Origin of the sequence: Kordiimonas pumila (assembly GCF_015240255.1) — a bacterium.
Taxonomy (GTDB): domain Bacteria; phylum Pseudomonadota; class Alphaproteobacteria; order Sphingomonadales; family Kordiimonadaceae; genus Kordiimonas; species Kordiimonas pumila.
Map to the genome: position 1 here is coordinate 1,308,488 of NZ_CP061205.1, position 16,364 is coordinate 1,324,851.

Annotated in this window: 22 protein-coding genes; 18 read left to right on the forward strand and 4 right to left on the reverse strand. The window is 50.9% G+C overall.

Annotated features, from left to right (window positions below):
• The first annotated feature begins 404 nt into the window (after positions 1 to 404).
• From ICL80_RS05585 to ICL80_RS05605, 5 genes are all read left to right on the forward strand, one after another.
• Positions 405 to 878 (forward strand): helix-turn-helix domain-containing protein, encoded by a 474-nt coding sequence (locus ICL80_RS05585; RefSeq protein WP_194215110.1) that lies wholly within the window; start codon positions 405 to 407, stop codon positions 876 to 878.
• On the forward strand, positions 826 to 2,127 hold the full coding sequence (locus tag ICL80_RS05590) for a DNA-packaging protein (RefSeq protein WP_194215111.1): 1,302 nt from the start codon (positions 826 to 828) through the stop codon (positions 2,125 to 2,127). Before ICL80_RS05585 ends, ICL80_RS05590 begins: the two co-directional genes overlap by 53 nt.
• Positions 2,128 to 3,291 (forward strand): phage portal protein, encoded by a 1,164-nt coding sequence (locus ICL80_RS05595; RefSeq protein WP_194215112.1) that lies wholly within the window; start codon positions 2,128 to 2,130, stop codon positions 3,289 to 3,291.
• A gap of 125 nt (positions 3,292 to 3,416) precedes the next feature.
• Positions 3,417 to 3,953 carry a hypothetical protein gene (locus tag ICL80_RS05600; protein ID WP_194215113.1) on the forward strand — a complete coding sequence of 179 codons (537 nt, stop codon included), beginning with the start codon at positions 3,417 to 3,419 and terminating at the stop codon, positions 3,951 to 3,953.
• A 115-nt stretch (positions 3,954 to 4,068) separates the two neighbouring features.
• Complete coding sequence (locus tag ICL80_RS05605) at positions 4,069 to 5,256, forward strand: HK97 family phage prohead protease (protein WP_194215114.1); 1,188 nt, start codon at positions 4,069 to 4,071, stop codon at positions 5,254 to 5,256.
• A gap of 3 nt (positions 5,257 to 5,259) precedes the next feature.
• On the opposite strand, the gene ICL80_RS05610 is transcribed toward ICL80_RS05605, so the two are convergent.
• Positions 5,260 to 5,895, reverse strand: coding sequence for a hypothetical protein (locus tag ICL80_RS05610; protein WP_194215115.1), 636 nt, complete (start codon positions 5,893 to 5,895; stop codon positions 5,260 to 5,262).
• A 96-nt stretch (positions 5,896 to 5,991) separates the two neighbouring features.
• On the opposite strand from ICL80_RS05610, the gene ICL80_RS05615 reads away from it, so the two are divergent.
• Positions 5,992 to 6,759 (forward strand): hypothetical protein, encoded by a 768-nt coding sequence (locus ICL80_RS05615; RefSeq protein WP_194215116.1) that lies wholly within the window; start codon positions 5,992 to 5,994, stop codon positions 6,757 to 6,759.
• 3 nt (positions 6,760 to 6,762) lie between these two features.
• Here the strand turns inward: ICL80_RS05615 and ICL80_RS05620 are convergent, their stop codons facing one another.
• Positions 6,763 to 7,461 carry a hypothetical protein gene (locus ICL80_RS05620; protein WP_194215117.1) on the reverse strand — a complete coding sequence of 233 codons (699 nt, stop codon included), beginning with the start codon at positions 7,459 to 7,461 and terminating at the stop codon, positions 6,763 to 6,765.
• 136 nt (positions 7,462 to 7,597) lie between these two features.
• Here ICL80_RS05620 and ICL80_RS05625 point away from each other — a divergent pair, with 136 nt between their 5' ends.
• The 10 genes from ICL80_RS05625 (at position 7,598) to ICL80_RS05670 (ending at position 14,699) form a co-directional block, all read left to right on the forward strand.
• The gene (locus tag ICL80_RS05625) at positions 7,598 to 7,906 is read left to right on the forward strand and encodes a ubiquitin-like domain-containing protein (protein WP_194215118.1); all 309 of its coding nucleotides are present in this window, start codon (positions 7,598 to 7,600) and stop codon (positions 7,904 to 7,906) included.
• A gap of 244 nt (positions 7,907 to 8,150) precedes the next feature.
• On the forward strand, positions 8,151 to 9,293 hold the full coding sequence (locus tag ICL80_RS05630) for a phage major capsid protein (protein ID WP_265588824.1): 1,143 nt from the start codon (positions 8,151 to 8,153) through the stop codon (positions 9,291 to 9,293).
• A 91-nt stretch (positions 9,294 to 9,384) separates the two neighbouring features.
• Positions 9,385 to 11,898 carry a hypothetical protein gene (locus tag ICL80_RS05635; RefSeq protein ID WP_194215119.1) on the forward strand — a complete coding sequence of 838 codons (2,514 nt, stop codon included), beginning with the start codon at positions 9,385 to 9,387 and terminating at the stop codon, positions 11,896 to 11,898.
• A 190-nt stretch (positions 11,899 to 12,088) separates the two neighbouring features.
• Positions 12,089 to 12,271 carry a hypothetical protein gene (locus tag ICL80_RS05640; RefSeq protein WP_194215120.1) on the forward strand — a complete coding sequence of 61 codons (183 nt, stop codon included), beginning with the start codon at positions 12,089 to 12,091 and terminating at the stop codon, positions 12,269 to 12,271.
• Between the two features lie 11 nt (positions 12,272 to 12,282).
• Positions 12,283 to 12,480 carry a hypothetical protein gene (locus ICL80_RS05645; RefSeq protein ID WP_194215121.1) on the forward strand — a complete coding sequence of 66 codons (198 nt, stop codon included), beginning with the start codon at positions 12,283 to 12,285 and terminating at the stop codon, positions 12,478 to 12,480.
• Positions 12,481 to 12,550: 70 nt separating this feature from the next.
• Positions 12,551 to 13,006 carry a hypothetical protein gene (locus ICL80_RS05650; protein WP_194215122.1) on the forward strand — a complete coding sequence of 152 codons (456 nt, stop codon included), beginning with the start codon at positions 12,551 to 12,553 and terminating at the stop codon, positions 13,004 to 13,006.
• 34 nt (positions 13,007 to 13,040) lie between these two features.
• Entirely contained in the window at positions 13,041 to 13,322 is a 282-nt protein-coding gene (locus ICL80_RS05655) for a phage fiber-tail adaptor protein (RefSeq protein WP_194215123.1), read from the forward strand.
• Between the two features lie 2 nt (positions 13,323 to 13,324).
• Positions 13,325 to 13,963, forward strand: a complete 639-nt coding sequence (locus tag ICL80_RS05660; RefSeq protein ID WP_194215124.1) for a head-tail connector protein — start codon at positions 13,325 to 13,327, stop codon at positions 13,961 to 13,963.
• Positions 13,960 to 14,292: a phage head closure protein gene (locus ICL80_RS05665; RefSeq protein WP_194215125.1), complete on the forward strand. Its 333-nt coding sequence runs from the start codon at positions 13,960 to 13,962 to the stop codon at positions 14,290 to 14,292. Before ICL80_RS05660 ends, ICL80_RS05665 begins: the two co-directional genes overlap by 4 nt.
• Positions 14,289 to 14,699, forward strand: coding sequence for a DUF3168 domain-containing protein (locus ICL80_RS05670; RefSeq protein WP_194215126.1), 411 nt, complete (start codon positions 14,289 to 14,291; stop codon positions 14,697 to 14,699). Before ICL80_RS05665 ends, ICL80_RS05670 begins: the two co-directional genes overlap by 4 nt.
• A 6-nt stretch (positions 14,700 to 14,705) precedes the next feature.
• Here the strand turns inward: ICL80_RS05670 and ICL80_RS05675 are convergent, their stop codons facing one another.
• On the reverse strand, positions 14,706 to 15,227 hold the full coding sequence (locus ICL80_RS05675) for a hypothetical protein (RefSeq protein ID WP_194215127.1): 522 nt from the start codon (positions 15,225 to 15,227) through the stop codon (positions 14,706 to 14,708).
• Positions 15,228 to 15,337: 110 nt separating this feature from the next.
• Between ICL80_RS05675 and ICL80_RS05680 the strand changes: the two genes are divergently transcribed.
• On the forward strand, positions 15,338 to 15,760 hold the full coding sequence (locus ICL80_RS05680) for a phage major tail protein, TP901-1 family (protein ID WP_194215128.1): 423 nt from the start codon (positions 15,338 to 15,340) through the stop codon (positions 15,758 to 15,760).
• A gap of 10 nt (positions 15,761 to 15,770) precedes the next feature.
• On the forward strand, positions 15,771 to 16,100 hold the full coding sequence (locus tag ICL80_RS05685; protein ID WP_194215129.1) for a GTA-gp10 family protein: 330 nt from the start codon (positions 15,771 to 15,773) through the stop codon (positions 16,098 to 16,100).
• Here the strand turns inward: ICL80_RS05685 and ICL80_RS05690 are convergent.
• Positions 16,066 to 16,335 (reverse strand): hypothetical protein, encoded by a 270-nt coding sequence (locus tag ICL80_RS05690; protein WP_194215130.1) that lies wholly within the window; start codon positions 16,333 to 16,335, stop codon positions 16,066 to 16,068. The genes ICL80_RS05685 and ICL80_RS05690 overlap by 35 nt on opposite strands.
• Positions 16,336 to 16,364 lie beyond the last annotated feature (29 nt).

Below are 16,364 nucleotides of genomic sequence, written 5' to 3' on the forward strand. Positions count from 1 at the left end.
AGCCATAGTGACCGAATGTGCCCGCTCCCGAGACCTGAAACTTGGGGCGGGCTTTTCTTTTGTGCCCTGTTTCTGTGCCTATTTGGCCAAGAATTACCCGCATAATCATTTCCATGCTACATAGCCACTTTTTATGATAAATTTGTGTTCTGGCCTGATTATATATAGCCGTGCTGAAAGCGGCGGATATCTGGCTTTTTATTGCTGTTTTAAAAATAATTTACGAAAAACGTAAAAATAACTTGCACCTTTCTCCATAATAATGCACCATATGCATAGTCAAGGTGAAGAATTGTACCAAGGGCACAGGGCACTAAAGCAAAGCCTGTGCAGCGCTACGTTCAGAACATCTTTTTCGTATATTCTCGTTTTTATTATTCCTTCTTTTTGAAAGGCTGATCCCGGTGGAGCCTGAAACAGATGACGTGTGCATTCGGCAGGCGGCAGAGGCCGCCTTTCTGGATGCCTTGGCCGCGGGTAACACTGTGCAGCAGGCAGCAAAGATTGCAGGGGTTGGCCGGCGCACGGTTTATAATTGGCGCAGAACCAACCCAGCTTTTGCTGATAAATGGTATGCACTGGACCCTAAATATAGGCCGCCTAATGATCTGGAGGCAGAAGCCGTGCGCCGCGCTGTGCACGGTGTGCGTAAGCCGGTATATAGGGGCGGCGAGATTGTTGGTCACACAACCGATTATTCAGACAGTATGCTGATGTTTCTCCTGAAGGCGCATTTCCCTGAAAAATACGACAGCAAACAAACCGGCAAAAATCAGGATGGCAGCGGCGCGCCAGATTTTGAAGGCTGCATAGAAGGGGCGCGTGATGCACTTCTCCGCAAGTTCACTGAAGCAACTACCCCCCAGCGAGCAGGCTGATTTTCTAAACAACCTGACAGAGGCTGAAGCAAGCCTGTTATTATATGATTGGGCTTTTTGGGCGCGGGCAAACCAGCGTGCGCCCCTTGGTAGTTGGTCGCACTGGTTGGTGCTGGCGGGCCGGGGTTACGGTAAAACCCGTGCGGGCGCAGAATGGGTGCGTGAGCAGGCGGCTTTAGGGCCAGGCCAGCGTATTGCCCTTGTAGGGCCAACACTGAACGATGCGCGCGCCGTAATGGTAGAGGGCGAAAGCGGCCTTCTTGCTGTATCACCGCCGTGGAACCGGCCAAAGTTTGAGGCCTCGAAACGGCTTTTAACATGGCCAAACGGCAGTATGGCCAGCCTGTTTAGTGCAGAAGACCCAGAGCGCTTAAGGGGCCACCAGCACCATGCAGCGTGGTGCGACGAATTATGCGCGTGGCGGCACACAGAAGACACATGGGATAATCTGGTATTTGGTTTGCGACTTGGGGCACAGCCCCGCACCATGACAACAACAACACCGAAGCCTATTGCGCTGCTTAAAAAGCTGCTGGCAGCGGTGGAAGGCGGCACGGTTGCTGTCACAAGGGGCAGCACGTTTGAAAATCTTGCAAACCTTGCCCCCACCTTTGCAGGTGAACTGGTGGCAAAATATAAGGGCACCCGCCTTGGCCGGCAGGAACTGATGGCCGAGATTTTAGAGGATGTGCCCGGTGCCCTGTGGCAGCGCACACGGCTGGAGCAACTGCGGGTAAGCAGGCCGCCAACACTTGTGCGTATTGTGGTGGCGATCGACCCCCCGACAACAGCGGGGGAAAAGGCTGATGAATGCGGCATTATAGCCGCCGGGATAGACGCCGAAGACCGGGGCTATATTATAGCAGACAGCAGCGAACAGGGCCTAAGCCCCATGCGCTGGGCCGCAAAGGCTGTGGGCCTGTACCACAGTTTGCAGGCAGACCGTATTGTGATTGAAACCAACCAAGGCGGCCTGATGGCAGAAAATGTTATCAGGCAGGTGGATGCCAGCGTGCCGGTGGCAGGTGTGCATGCCACCCGCAGCAAACACACCCGCGCAGAACCCGTTGCCGCGCTTTATGAACAGGGCCGCATTTTTCATGCAGGCCAGTTCCCTGAGCTGGAAGACCAAATGTGCACGTTTACAGGCAGCGGGACAAGCAGCCCCGACCGGGTAGATGCCCTTGTCTGGGCGGTTACCAGCCTGATGTTATCGCGCCCAAAGAACCCAACCATAAGGACACTATAGATGGCATTTCTAGGTACGTTATTTGGCCTAAAACCAGCCGCACCAGAACGGGTGGAAAAGGCGGCAAAAGCACCGATTTTTACCCGTGTTAGCCCCGGCAGTGCTGTAGCCACCCCGCGCCGGTACGATAGGCTGGCCCGCGAAGGCTACCAGCAAAATGTGGTGGCCTTCAGGGCGATTAATCTGGTTGCCAAGGCGCTGGCCAGCATTCCGTTTGCGGTTATGCAGGGCGAAAGGCGGCTAAGCGACCATCCGATTATAAACCTGCTATCGCGGCCAAACCCGCGCCTTAGGGGCGAAAATTTTCTCTATAATTTTGTCGGCTATTACCTGATTGCAGGCAATGCCTATGCCTTTGCGGCGGGCCCCGAAAAGGGCGCACCAAAGGAACTGTGGCTACTGCGGCCTGATACCGTTAGCGTGATTGAAGGCAGTGACGGCTTGCCTGCGGGTTTCGAGCAACAGGTGGCTGGCAAAAAACAGCGTTTTGATGCAGGTGCTGTGCTGCACTGGAAAACCTTTAACCCCCTGTCTGACTGGTACGGGCTGGCACCGCTTGAGGCGGCGGCCACGTCTATTGATGCCCATAACGAGGGCAGCCGTTGGAACTTGGCGCTTATCCAGAACGGTGGTACGCCCTCTGGTGTGTTGTACCAAGAAGACAGCGACCATATTTTAACCGAAAGCCAGTTTAAAGCGCTGAAGGACCAAGTAGAAAGCAAGTATACCGGTGCCTTGAACGCCGGGCGGCCACTCTTGCTGGAAGGCGGCCTAAAGTGGCAGGATATGGGCCTTAGCCCCAAGGATATGGACTGGACCGCCGCCAAAAATGTAAGCGCGCGTGAAATTGCACTGGCCTTTGGTGTACCGCCGCAGATGCTGGGCATACCAGATGCGCAGACATACAGCAATTATGCCGAGGCACGCCAAAGCCTGTATGAAGATACCATCATTCCGATCGCGCATGATATTGCGGCAGAATTAACCAACTGGCTTGGGCCTAAGTTTGGCGACTCGGTCCGGCTGGTGCCTGATCTGGACGATGTACCGGCGCTGGCCGAGAAACGCGCCCGCAAATTTGACCGTATAGCAGGGGCAGCCTTCCTAAGTGACGCTGAAAAACGCACAATTTTGGGCTTTAAGGCCAAAACAGGTGACAAATAAGCCACAGGCAGACGGGAATGTATGCAGAGCCGCACATTTTCGACAAATTTTACCGGCTTGCTTACAGGTATTTAATATTTGCCTTTTACGGTGAAACCATAACTACAACGAAGGGGGGCAATGCCATGAGCAAGCCTGCGTGTCCTTGTTGTAACAAGGATATAGATACCAGACATACCCATATGGCAAATTTGCCAGCAACGGTTATATGCACGGGCTGCGGCACGTGGATGCGGCTTGATGTGCGAAAATCGGGCAGCATTATTTTGGCAACCCTGTTTATTGCAACCATGATTGCCGCCTGGTTCTGGACCGCCGCCCTTATTTTATTGCCGGTTTATCTGGTACTTTCCACCAGCACGATGGAACGGTTCACCATAACCCCTGTTGAAAAGCGCCATGTGAACCTGTGGTCGATAAACCGTGATAGCGGTACACGCGAAAATGTTGTGGAAACACCGGGCAAAAAAACCGGTAAAGGTGATAAAGACGATACAGTGAAGGCTAAAACCTATAGCCGCACCAGTGTGATGCACCGGATAAGTGGCCGCTCGCAAAGCCACAAGCGTGAAGGCGGCACTGCCCGCGAAGCACTTGATAAAGGTGTATATGTATCTGGCGATCAGGCTGCACCCCATATACCACGCGGTTTGCCGCACTAGGGCCTAGCCGCCGTTTAAGATTATAATTTCCTCCCGAGGGGAAAGCCCGCGAAGAACCCATGTGGATCAGCGCGGGTTTTCCTTGTTTATGCCCCTTTTAAAAACAGGACATACCATGACAATACGCACTGCAACCAAGCAGGTGGCGCTGCCGCTGCATGTAAAAGCGGGCGATATGCCCGGCACTTTTGAAGGCTACGGCGCTGTGTTTCATAACCGCGACCGCGACGGCGATATTATTGCCCCCGGTGCCTTTAGGGAAAGCCTGAAGGGCGGCATGCCCGCGCTTTTGTGGCAGCACGACCAAAAGGCCCCTATCGGCAGGTTTAACGACGTGCGCGAAGACGAAAAAGGCCTGTTTGTCAAAGGCCAGCTTGCCATGACAGGCCGGGGGGCAGAAGCATATGACCTGTTAAAAATGGGTGCGCTGAACGGCCTTTCAATCGGTTTTGTAACCAAAGAAGCAAGCCGCGACCCGGCATCAGCCACCCGCACCATTACCAAAGCAGACCTTATGGAGGTATCTCTCGTGACATTCCCTGCCAATGACATGGCGCGCATCAGCGCCGTTAAATCAGCAATCCTTAACCCGGCTGACAGTGAACGCGGGTTCGAGCGTATGCTGCGCGATAACGGCTTTTCCCGCACCCGCGCCAAGGCGATTACAGCAAAAGGCTTTAAAGCAACTGACCTAGAGACACTGGAACACGGCGAAATTGCAGAGATGGTTCACACCCTAAAGGCCAGCCAGATAAAGCTGGAAGAAAAGGCACTACCGTTGTTGGTGTGGTTAGCTGGGGCGGTAACAGCAGGTATTGTTGAGAACTTCGCTTATGAATTTTTGAAAGATATGCTTAGTTCTGAAAAGCCATATATTACACGAATGCCTATTTCGGTTTTGCCTGGTCAGGTCGCAAAATTCACCATGAGATCACGTTTGGATCAGCCTACTATATCTTATGTTGTTGATGTACTAAGAGGCAAGATTCAGGATTATTATTTTGAATGTACAATCGAGTACGTCACATGGTCATCGTCTGGGCCTGGGCTTCGGAAATTAACTATTAATCATAGAGAACATGGCGGTGCTAAATTCAACGACAGAGCATCAGTTGGCTCTTATTCTGATCAGCAAAAGTGGTTTAAAAATGCCAGTGAAAGTGAGTTAAATAGCGCTAAGCAGCAGCTTGGAGGCCATTTCGGCCCTAGGGGTGAGTTTACATATATCGGGTTTAAGGGTGCCGATAACCCTGACTATAAGGAAAAAGAAGCCGTTAAGTTCATTATTCGAGATGGAGACTAACGCTTACCATATCTTTTTGGCGGTGGTTTGACCTTCCTGATTGATATGTTCAAGGTCAAAGTTTTCATCACACCCACCGGGTATTTCATTCGGTGATAAGGCATGCGCGAATTCTAAAAGGCCTGCATGGTTACCATGCAAAGCAGCAAACTGCATATCAAAGATGTCAGGGTAATTATTGGTAAAATTGCGGTAACGTTCCGCACTTCCAGTTTGCAGAACGCCCTGGACGACAGTTCTGTAGTTAAACTTCAGTTGTAAGTGTTCGTTCTCTGCTGTTTGCAGTGCCTTGTAAAAAACTTCTTTAGATTCTGACGTGAACTTTAGCTTGAGTGCTAATTCATACTCTCCAGCGAGTTCACCGTCATATGGTTTGGTTTCAAGGCACAGGCTTTGGATGTTTTCAGGTTCAATTGTTGCCAGAATGTTTTGCTGAATAAGGCTGATCTTGTTAGGGGCAGATGGCGAACTATCCAGTGAAATGCTGGATACTAAAGCAAAACTATACCGTTCGCTTCCTTCAATGTCGGGGTCTAGAATTTTCAGCTTTTGGTCATAGTCTGCCCTCATGTGTGTTAGCGCAGAGCCAATAAGAGCGCCGACAAAGGCTGCGATAACTATTGGTAGACTTTTGGCCATATCTCACCCCCGAATAGTGCGTCATGAATATTTCAACCTATAGTGCATCAGGGAAGTGTTGCAAAGACCAAAATAGACCTGATGGAGGTATCCCTCGTGACATTCCCGGCAAACGATATGGCGCGCACCAGCGCCGTTAAATCAGCAACCCTTAACCCGGCTGACAGTGAACGCGGGTTCGAGCGTATGCTGCGCGATAACGGCTTTTCCCGCACCCGCGCCAAGGCGATTACAGCAAAAGGCTTTAAAGCCTACGAGCTAAGTGCGAGTGAAAGCACTGAAATTGCAGCGATGGTCCGCACCCTAAAGGCACGCCAAATGCGTTTGGATACATATGCAAGCCATCTCTGCAAAGACGGGTGTACAGACTGTGAACCCTGCCGTAAGGGATGGAATGACAAGCCAGATTGTAATTATTTAAAAAATGATATTGCCTCTGGAAACAAATCCCGTTGGGATGCATGGCAAAAATTGGGATATGCAGTTAAGAAACTGGAACAAGCTACAAAAAAATTCGCTCAAGAGTACGATGAAGACGCAATTATGTCAGTTTTTGCAAATACAGCAGGAACTGTAATGAAGCTGTTTGAAGCAAAACTTGCGCTAACCCGCAGGAATCCTGTTGAGGCAGGAAAGGCATTGTATGATGCAGGTAACATGCTGACTGAGGCACTAGATACAGTGTTTAACTATGAAGGAAAACGCAAACGAGAATTTCAAGCCCAGGTAGGTCGCTACAAAAACCAGGTGGATCGTTTACATGGTGAGGCTATATATTTGGAAAAGATTTTCTGGGATCAAGTTAATCAGTTTAAAAAAGATGGCTGTGAGGGGTTACATGCCATCCATTTCAATAGGCCCTAATCTTTATTCTTTGACCTTGTTTGTGATGTCAATTTCCCAAAAGCTTTTTAAGGCAGCTTCCCAGTCATCAGTTATGAGATTACTGTCAAAACCAACAGGGCAACCTTGTGGTACGGATGATGGCGACAGGAAATGCACAGTTTCTAGTAATCGATAAGGCTTAACGTCTTCATGAATACCAGCTGTGAATTGGAGGTCTTCTTTCCTGTCAAAGGGGGGAATATCTGATTGCCCGCTAAGGTATCTGTAACGATTGTAGCGTTCTGAAGCGTTCTCTTTGAAGTAAGTCGTTGTTAGGGGAAAACCGTTATATTCCACCGAAATTTTTTGGGTCCCTTCAGTGCGAAGGGCTTCAATAATGCGGTTTTGTGCAAGGTCATTCAGATAAATATAGGCCTTTAAATATATGTTTTCTTCATCGGGAAAACCGGGTTCGGTGGCAAGGCATAGCTGTTCAATATCTTCCTCCGTGATGCTGAATAAGCTGGTGTGCCTCACAAATTCAAACTTCTTTTCGACATCTACAAACGTTGCGTTTGTGGTTGTAATGGCACCTAGAACATTAAGGTTATAGGGGTCAGAGTTGTCGTTGTTCAAGGTTGTTTCAACAATCTGATTTGTAAAGTGGTAAGGCCATATAAGCCAAGTAACCACAGCGCCAAAGACAAGCCCCACTGAACCGCCGATTAGATATTTTTTCATGTAAGTGCCCCCTATGTGTATTCTCAAGCAGGGTACCCTTTGGTTCCTTACCCTAAGATCAACTTATAGTTCATTGGCCGTTCAGGAAAAAGTCTTAAAGTTGCTTTTCTGATCGTGCAAACCCTTGGGGGAATTTATGAAGAAAATAATATTAGCAGCAGCGCTTGTCGCCATTATGGCACCGGCTGCACTGGCGGGTGACAGGGTTAAGGTGGAATATAATGACAAAATAGAAACCTTTGATGTGGAAGGTATGAAAATTACGTCGGTTTGCGGTTTGAAGAAAATGGTGGCCGAGGAGTTTAAACTGAGAGTCTCAGCATTTGATCTGGTCAAAAATAACCAAAAATTAAACGAAGATAAAACACTTTACGCTGATAGTGTACATTCTTATGATACGCTTCAAGTGAAGGAAAAATCATCTTTTCAGTGTCAGGGTATGTAAGCCCCTCACTTTATTTAAACGATTTTTAAACGCTGCCCGCGTGATGCTGGCGGCGTTTTTTATTGGCCCTCTTTCTGCGCGAGGCAGAACGGTTTCGCGGCCTTTTACCTGCTTTTAAGTGCGGCACCGGCCCACGCCCCACCCGACCACCTAGGGATTATACCTTATGGTGATCAGGTGGGTGCGTAGGCCGGTTTTGCATGGAAGAAGCATAATGCAAACTTTCCAGAAAAAGGATTTTAAAATGGAAATGACTGATCTTAAAGCCGCGATTGATGATTACACCGGCGCGGCGGAACACGGCATCCTTAGCCTTAAGGAACGGCTTGACCATATGGAAACAAAACTGTCGCGCCCCGGCATGGCGGCAGATGGCTTTATGGGGGCTGAAGCCCGCGACCATAAAGACGCTTTCCTGAAAGGCTTTATGATGAAGGGCGATGACACGGCCCTGCGCACGCTGGAGGCGAAAGCGCTTTCTTCCACCGGCAATAGTGGCGGCGATGGTGGCTATGCCATTCCAACCGTGATTGACGCAGAGATTGAAAAACAGCTTCGCCTGCTTTCCCCTATGCGGTCTATCGTGAAGGTGAAGGCGATTGAAACATCAAATTACAAACGCCTTGTGAACATTGGCGGTACTGCTTCTGGTTGGGTGGGTGAAACAGACGGCCGCAGTGTTACGGGCACGCCGCAATTGAAAGAAGTGGCGATCACTCCGGGCGAAATTTATGCAAATGCGGCCGCCACACAGCGCGCGCTGGATGATATGCAGTTTGACGGTGAAGCATGGCTGCAGGAAGAAGTGGCAGAAGAATTTGCCGCACAGGAAAGCGCGGCGATTGTTAGTGGTAACGGCACGGACAAGCCAAAGGGCTTTCTGACCTACACAACAGCAGAAACCGGCGATGCAACCCGCGCTTTTGGTGAAATTCAGCATATTTTAACTGGTGTTGACGGCGGGTTTCCAGCCAGTAACCCCGCTGATATTCTGATTGATCTGGTGCATGCCCTGTCTTCCCGCTACCGGGCGAACGCCAAGTTTGTGATGAACAGCAGCACGCTCGCGGCTGTGCGGAAATTTAAGGATGCTGACGGTAACTTTATCTGGCGCGCGGGCCTTATGGAAGGTCAGCCTGATATGCTGCTGGGCTACCCTGTGGTGGAAGTGGAAGATATGCCAGCGGTGGCAACCGATAGCCTTTCTATCGCCTTTGGTGATTTTGACCGTGCTTACACGCTGGTGGAACGCACCGGCACCCGTGTGCTTAGGGACCCCTATACCAACAAGCCATATGTAAACTTTTATGCCACACGGCGTGTGGGCGGCGCGGTTGTGAATGATGATGCGATCAAGCTCTTGAAATTTAGCGCGCCTGAAGAATAACGGTAATTTTAGCGATACTAACCAACCAGAAGGGCATGGCCAAAAGCTGTGCCCTTTTCTTTTCATGTTTCTTCAATCAGGGATTATAGCGATGCTGGCGAACCGCGTTCGGGAATATTCAACAACTGTAGGCACAGGCGATATCACACTTTCAGGTGCTATTGCTGGGCATGTGGCCTTTGCTAGCGCTTTCACTGTTGGTGATAGTGTTATCTATGTGGTTGAAGACGACGATAACTATGAGATTGGTACCGGCACCCTTGTGGCGACAGGCACGCTGGAGCGCACAGAGGTGACTGAAACGCTGGTGGCGGGTGTGTTGACCCGCGAAGGGGCGGTAGCAATCACCCTCACAGGTAGTGCGCGTGTTTACTGTGCTGCAACCGCAGATTTTTTGCTGCGCCGCGAGATAGCCGCAGATGTTGTGCGCGAGGTAACAGCGGGTGCAGGGGTAACGGTGGACGGCGTGCTGATTAAAGACACGACGATCAGCAGCCCTGCGGCGAGTGCGCTGGGGCTTGGTGCTGGGGGAGCCACTGATCAGTTGGTGCTCAATACAGACGGTTCGTCGGCGTTTTCCGGGGCCATACAATCCCTTGGCAGGCATATAATCGCCGGGGATAATTCGGATAATTCTACTGTTTTTGAAGGCAAAGCCGACCTGTCTTCTGCGGGCGTCCCCCTTGTGGCTGTTAAAGCATCATGGAACAATACGGCGGTTGCCCAAATAAACATGCTGGCAGGCACTGATACGGCCAATAAAGATGATGGTTCTATCCAGTTTTTAACGGCTGCTGCTGGGTCGCTCATGCCAGCTCTTACTTTGGGATCAGATACATCAGCGACTTTTGCAGGCGATGCTTTTGTGGCAGGTAGCTGGCTTAGTACAAATAATACAAATGTAACGGGCATAGGCAGTGGGTCTTCGGGAAGTAATGGCGGTAATATTAGATTGTTCCCAGGCAGTCATGCAACACAGGCAGGGGATATTGAATTTAGGGCGGGTTCCACTCCTTGGCTTTCCTATGATAATAGTGCTGGTATTGCTAGCTTTGTGAACAATTTAAGAATTGGTACAGGGCCTGTTATGTCTGATGCGGGCATAGGGAAATATCTTTTTATATCCGGGTCTAGTGCTGGTATTGTGTTAGATGCCAGTGACGCTGACCAATTCGAAATTTACAGCACTGGCACCTTACTAAAAATATGGAGTGAAGCTGCCAGTGCTGATATTTTTACGCTAAACGCTGAAGGTAAGGCAACCTTTGTAGGTGGCGCCAACAGCTCTAGCTCACCGCTGATAACATTAGGTAGTACAGGCAATGATGATATTAATTATATTAAAATGGGCACAAATAATTGGCAGGGTGTAGCGAGCCACGGCGCAGCTTTTCTCGCATATAATGCATGGCACAACAGCGGTGTGAATGGCTATTACGGTGGAAACAACGATGAAGGGTATGCATCCATTGTAGAATTGTGCCCCGCAAATACGACAACAGCCAATGTGTTTAGAATTGTGACGTCTTCCTCTGCTATTGTGACTGGTTCTGCAATAACGCTCACGGAATTATTTTCGATCAGGCAGAACGGCGAGGCTGTATTTGCTGAGGGGTTACTTGTTAGTGGGGACCTAGTGAAACGCAATAGCAATACAGGTTCTATCACTATTTCTGGAGGAATAACGGCAGCACAAGGTGGGGCAATAATTATGTATGGTTATGCCCATGCAACCAATGCTAATGATGTTGCGTTTATGTCGGCTGGCAGCACAAAGCTTCTTTATGACGCTAGTGCCACAAGTTGGAATTTCCAAGGTCTGACACTTACAAAAATGGCTGCTATTTTGAGGGGAGTAACCACTGGTTTTCTAGCTATTTCTGGTGGTACAACGGTGGCAACTGGTGGCAATGTTATTATGTACGGTGAAAGTCATGAGACAAACGCTGGGGATATTGCTTTCAGGTCGGCAACTGATACCAAACTGCAGTGGGATAACAGTGCTGCTGTGTGGGATTTTAAGAATAGCGCTATTCAGGCTTTAGGTAATGTAGGGATTGGTGGTGCGCCAGATGCCGGCACAGCCAAGCTAAAAATTGCGTCGTCAACCGCAACAATGATTCAATTTGATCGCACAATTGATGCTAGCGTGGATAGCCTTTTTCAACTTTTTGTATCGCACGATGGTAGTGCATCAACAGATTATATCGGCATGGGTTCGAATGCTTCAAGCCTTCGGGTTTACGGTGATGGTACTGTCAAAACCATGAATGACCTGAAGGTGGCAGGGCGGATAAATTATGGCAGCCCCACCGAGCTTACAATAGTATCAGGGGCTATAGCGCTTACAAAATCTTTCCATTCTGTTGATACAGAAGCAGATGCCGCCAGTGATGATGTTGATACAATAAGCGGCGCGAATGAGGGCGACAGTGTTACCTTGGTTTTGGAAAATGCTGCAAGGCCAGTTGTTATAAAACACGATACGGGCAACATAAAACTGGCAGGCGGCGTAGATTTTACATTTGGTAGCCTGTACGACACCATAACGCTTGTGTACCGCGCGACAAAGTGGTGCGAGATCTCCCGCTCGAATATCAGCTAAAGGCATGCATTGCTGAGCTGCAACACCTCTGAAATATTACTATTATGAACCTGCGGGCTTCTGCCTGTGGTGCGTTTTTGCTGCGTTGCTTCATATGGAAGAGCGCAGCTTTTTTGTTTGTGGCACGGCTGAGCCGCAAACACCCCTGTGCGCATGGTGCGGCAGGGTAACTTCCCTCCGGAGTAATAAAATGACTGATACAGTTCCAATCGAAACCCCCGTTCTTTCTGCCAAACAGGCTAAAACCATTATTCAGTTTTTGCAGCGAACACAGCTACAAGGGGCTGAAATGCCTGCCTATGTTGATGCGTTTAACGCGCTTTCAGCCATTGCCGCATCTGAGGGTGCTGGGCAATCTGCTGTATCAGTTTAAAGGCGGGTTTCATGCTTTTAGCAGAAACAAGCCTTGGCGGTGGGCCGGTTTCCGGCCTGCCCCAGCTCACTGTTGGCAAGACCGCAGGTGTGCAGCCCCTTAGGCTTATAGGAACTGAGGCGGTTGTTTTGGCCGATCCGGTATCTGGCACTGCTGCTGCCCGGCGGACGGTACTGGTGCAGCCAGCTGTTTTTGTCGTGCGCACCTAGGGGCGGCTCGCAAAACCACCGTCCTATATGGAATGACATAGAAAACCAACGAACCAGAGGGAGAGCTGCCGTGGATGCAAGCCCCATTACCTTATATGATAGTGCCCTGAAGGTCTTGCTTGCGGGCACGATGCCTGCACTTGAAAGCGCGCGGCTGGCGGCGCTTCTTTTACGGCCTTCCCACACACCAAGCACGGCAAGCCATGCGGAGTTTGCTGATATTCTCGCTGATGAAATTACAGGCGGCACCTATGCCCGCAGTGCGGTTACAGGGCTGTCGGTTAGCCTAGTGGATGGCGCGGTACGCTTTACAACAGACAGTATTATTTTTGGCAACCCGGTCACAGTTGGCCCAGTGCGCTATCTGGTGCTGGTATTTGGCAGCCCAAAGGCACTTGTGGCGGACAGCCTGCTCTTTGGTATTGCTGATCTTGCGCCCGTAGGCGGCGCGCTTGAAGCCCAGAACAGCGGCTTTACCATCACCCCGCCTGCATCTGGCTGGTTCACTTTAACGCAGGGCACCTAGCGCCCGGTGCCCCACACAGAATATAGGAAACATCATGACAGTTTATGCAAAAGACCCGGCTTCGGTCGTTGACTATAGCTTTGACTGGTCGGGCTGGCTATCAGGCGGGGAAAGCATTAGCACCGTATCATGGTCGCTAGACCCGGCAGGTGGCAGCGCCCCCACCCTTGGCAGCGAAGTGGGCACGGGCAGCACACGCGGCATATATGTATCGGGTGGTGCGGCGGGGCACCGCTACCGGCTTTCCGGCAAAATTGTAACAGACGCAGGCCGCACAGCAGAGCGCAGCGTAACCCTTCATATTATGGAGAGATAACCATGCGCACAGAAACCTTGTTGCAGCCCGCATATGTGCCGGTATTGCTTGACGAAGTGAAAGACCATCTACGCATTGACGGGGCAGAGGAAGACGCGGCTCTTGGTGCCCTTATCAGCACCAGCGTAACCCTTGTTGAAACCTGGCTTGATATGGCGCTTATTAACCGTACCGTGGCAGTTTATCTGGATACATGGCCCGAGACACAGGCCGGAACAGGCACATGGTGGAACGGCGTTGCAGACGGCGTTGTCAGCATGCTGCAATCTGATATTTTCCATGCGCCACTACCGGTGCGGCCTGTAAGCGCGGTGGCATCTATTGGGGTAACAGCCGCAGATGGCACCACAAGCGCATGGAATACAGATGACTATTACCTAAAGCCGGGCCTTGCCCCTGCTATAGTGCGCAAATATGGACGTGTGTGGCCCCAGCCGGGTGTGCCCGCAGACGGCATTAAAATAACTGTTACCGCAGGCTTTGGGGCAGACTGGAACACAGTGCCCGCAGGCATAAGGCAGGCACTTTTAATGCTGGTCACACACCTCTATTATAACCGGGGTGATACCAGCGGTGATCCCGCTTTAAAGGCAAGTGGTGCGCTCGGTATTCTTGCGCCTTACCGCACGGTGCGGCTATGACTATGCTTGCAGGTATGCGACACCGTATCACCCTGATGCAGGAGCAAAATGTAATTGGGGCAGGGGGGCGCATTACAAAAACCACCCCGATTATAACTGACGTATGGGCCGAGGTTACAGAAGGTTTGGCAGGTGGTGTGGAACGCGCTGACAAGCAAATATACCCCACATCAGCACGGTTTAAAGTGCGGTATAATGCGGCCTATCAGGCAGCGAGGGTCGTGGTGTGGCGCGGCGTGCGCTACCGCATTCAAGGCACAGAGCGCATGCTGGGTACAAACCCCACACTAACGTTCGATACCCGTTTGATAGAGGGAGAAACCCCATGACAGCTATGGCATGCTTTCGGTTGCAGGAAGCTGTGTTTGCAGCGCTTGCCGCAGCCACCAGCCTATCGGCGCTGGTAACGGGGGTGTACGATGAAGCCCCAACAGGGGCCTCTTATCCCTATGCGGCAATGGGCGGCACCAACCTGCAACCAAATGACCTGAAAGACAGGGACGGTGCATCCATTAGTTTTGACATAATCCTGTGGTCAAAGGAACCATCGCAGCTAGAGGTAAAAGAGCTAATGGCAGAGGTAGACAGGGTGCTGGATAAAGCCGCGCTTGGCGTGGTGGGTTACAGTCTTGTTTCTCTCAGGCTGCAAAGCGCTGCTGTAACCAGACAGTGGAACGAGGACGGCAGCCTGTACCGTGGCCGCCTGACCTATGCCGCGCTGGTTTATGCAAGCTAGGGCAGTTTAGCCTGCTTTGTTGCACTCAGCCGTAGCGGCTTTTATTTTGGCTGAAAGTGCGTGAATGTCAGGATGGTTTTCCTTGAAACCTAAAACAATCAGCTTGTCTTTCTGGTCCTGCAGGGCAGCAATGGTGGCCGTGCAACCAGCGCCTTTTGGTGCGGCGGCAGCCGTAGCGGCTTCTGCTTCTGTAGCACATTCAGATTTCGCTTTTGCAAGCTGGGCCTGAGCATTGATGGTGTCTGGGTGCGTTTCGCGGAAACCAATTTTTTGAAGGTGTTCCAGTTTGGCTTCAAGCGCCGCCGTGCGGTCAGCGCAGTTTGCGGCAGGCAGGTTTGCATTGCCTGAAAGCCGGGCGACCTGATCCTTTAGAATTTCGTTTTCTTCCTGCAGGCTACTGACAGTTTCCTGAAGTGTTTTTACCTGGGTTTCTAGCCGGTAAATTCGGTTTGTGTTCTGGGTTTCATCTGCTGCGTGCAACGGCACCGCAAAACAGATGGCAACACAGGCCGCAAAAACAGTTTTCATTTCATACCCCTCACGCAGTGTTTAAGCACCATAACCCCGTTTGGGCTGTGGTTGCAAGCCGCTTCGGGGCGATATTCCAGCATTCCACATACCCATAAAGGAGAGAAAAAGTGGCTGCACAACAAGGACGTGACCTACTGATCAAGATTCACGATGGATCAGGCGATTTTGACGACGAAAACTATGTCGTGGTTGGCGGAATTAAAACAAACAGTTTCGATATAAGCGGCGAGGCTGTTGATATTACCAACAAGGACAGCAACGGCTTTAAAGAGCTGCTCCCGGGTTCGGGTAATGTGGCGGTTTCTATTACCGGTGACGGTGTGTTTGTAGATGATGCCAGCTTTAAGCGGGTGCACGACCATACGCTGGCCCGCACACACCCTTCCTGCCGTATTGTGGTGCCCGACTTTGCCACTTATACCGGCGTGTTTTCCATTAGCAAACTAACGCTAAACGGTAATGACGGTGAAGCCGTAACATACAGTATTCAGCTTAACAGCTCAGGTGCTGTTACTGTTGCAACCCTTTAAGGAAATTAGAATGGCACGTAAAATATGCGGCGAAGCCAGCCTACAGGTGGGGGCGCGTACCATGCGCCTACGCTTAACCATTGGCACCATGATGGACCTTGAAGACCATTTTGGTATGGGGCTGGTGCCTTTCCTTGCCACGCGGTTTCCTGAGTTTCGCCTGAAAGATATGGCGGTTCTGTATCTGGCCATGACATCGGGCGATTTTACTGATGAACTGGCCCAAAAAGCGGCGGCTGAAACACTGGTGAAAGCCGGGCTTGCAGAGGCGGCGACAGCTATTTCAAGCTGTCTTGAGGCAACCCTTAACCCCCAAATGGGGGCGCCGGGAAAGCCGTAGAGGCAGAAGCCATAGCAACAGATACAGTTCCAGATACAGGCCCAGTTACAGACACAATAGATACGGCGACAGACAGCGCGCTTGACTGGTTTACTGTTGCCGAAACCTGCGCTGTGTTGGGCTGGCAACCGGCAACCGTCATGGCGGCAACTCTGCCCGAAGTGATGATGGCCGTAAGAGGCTGGAAACGGGCACGCGGGCTAAACCCCGATGCACCGGCAAAAGCCTCGGCCATGACACGGGCAGAACTTACATCTCTTATAG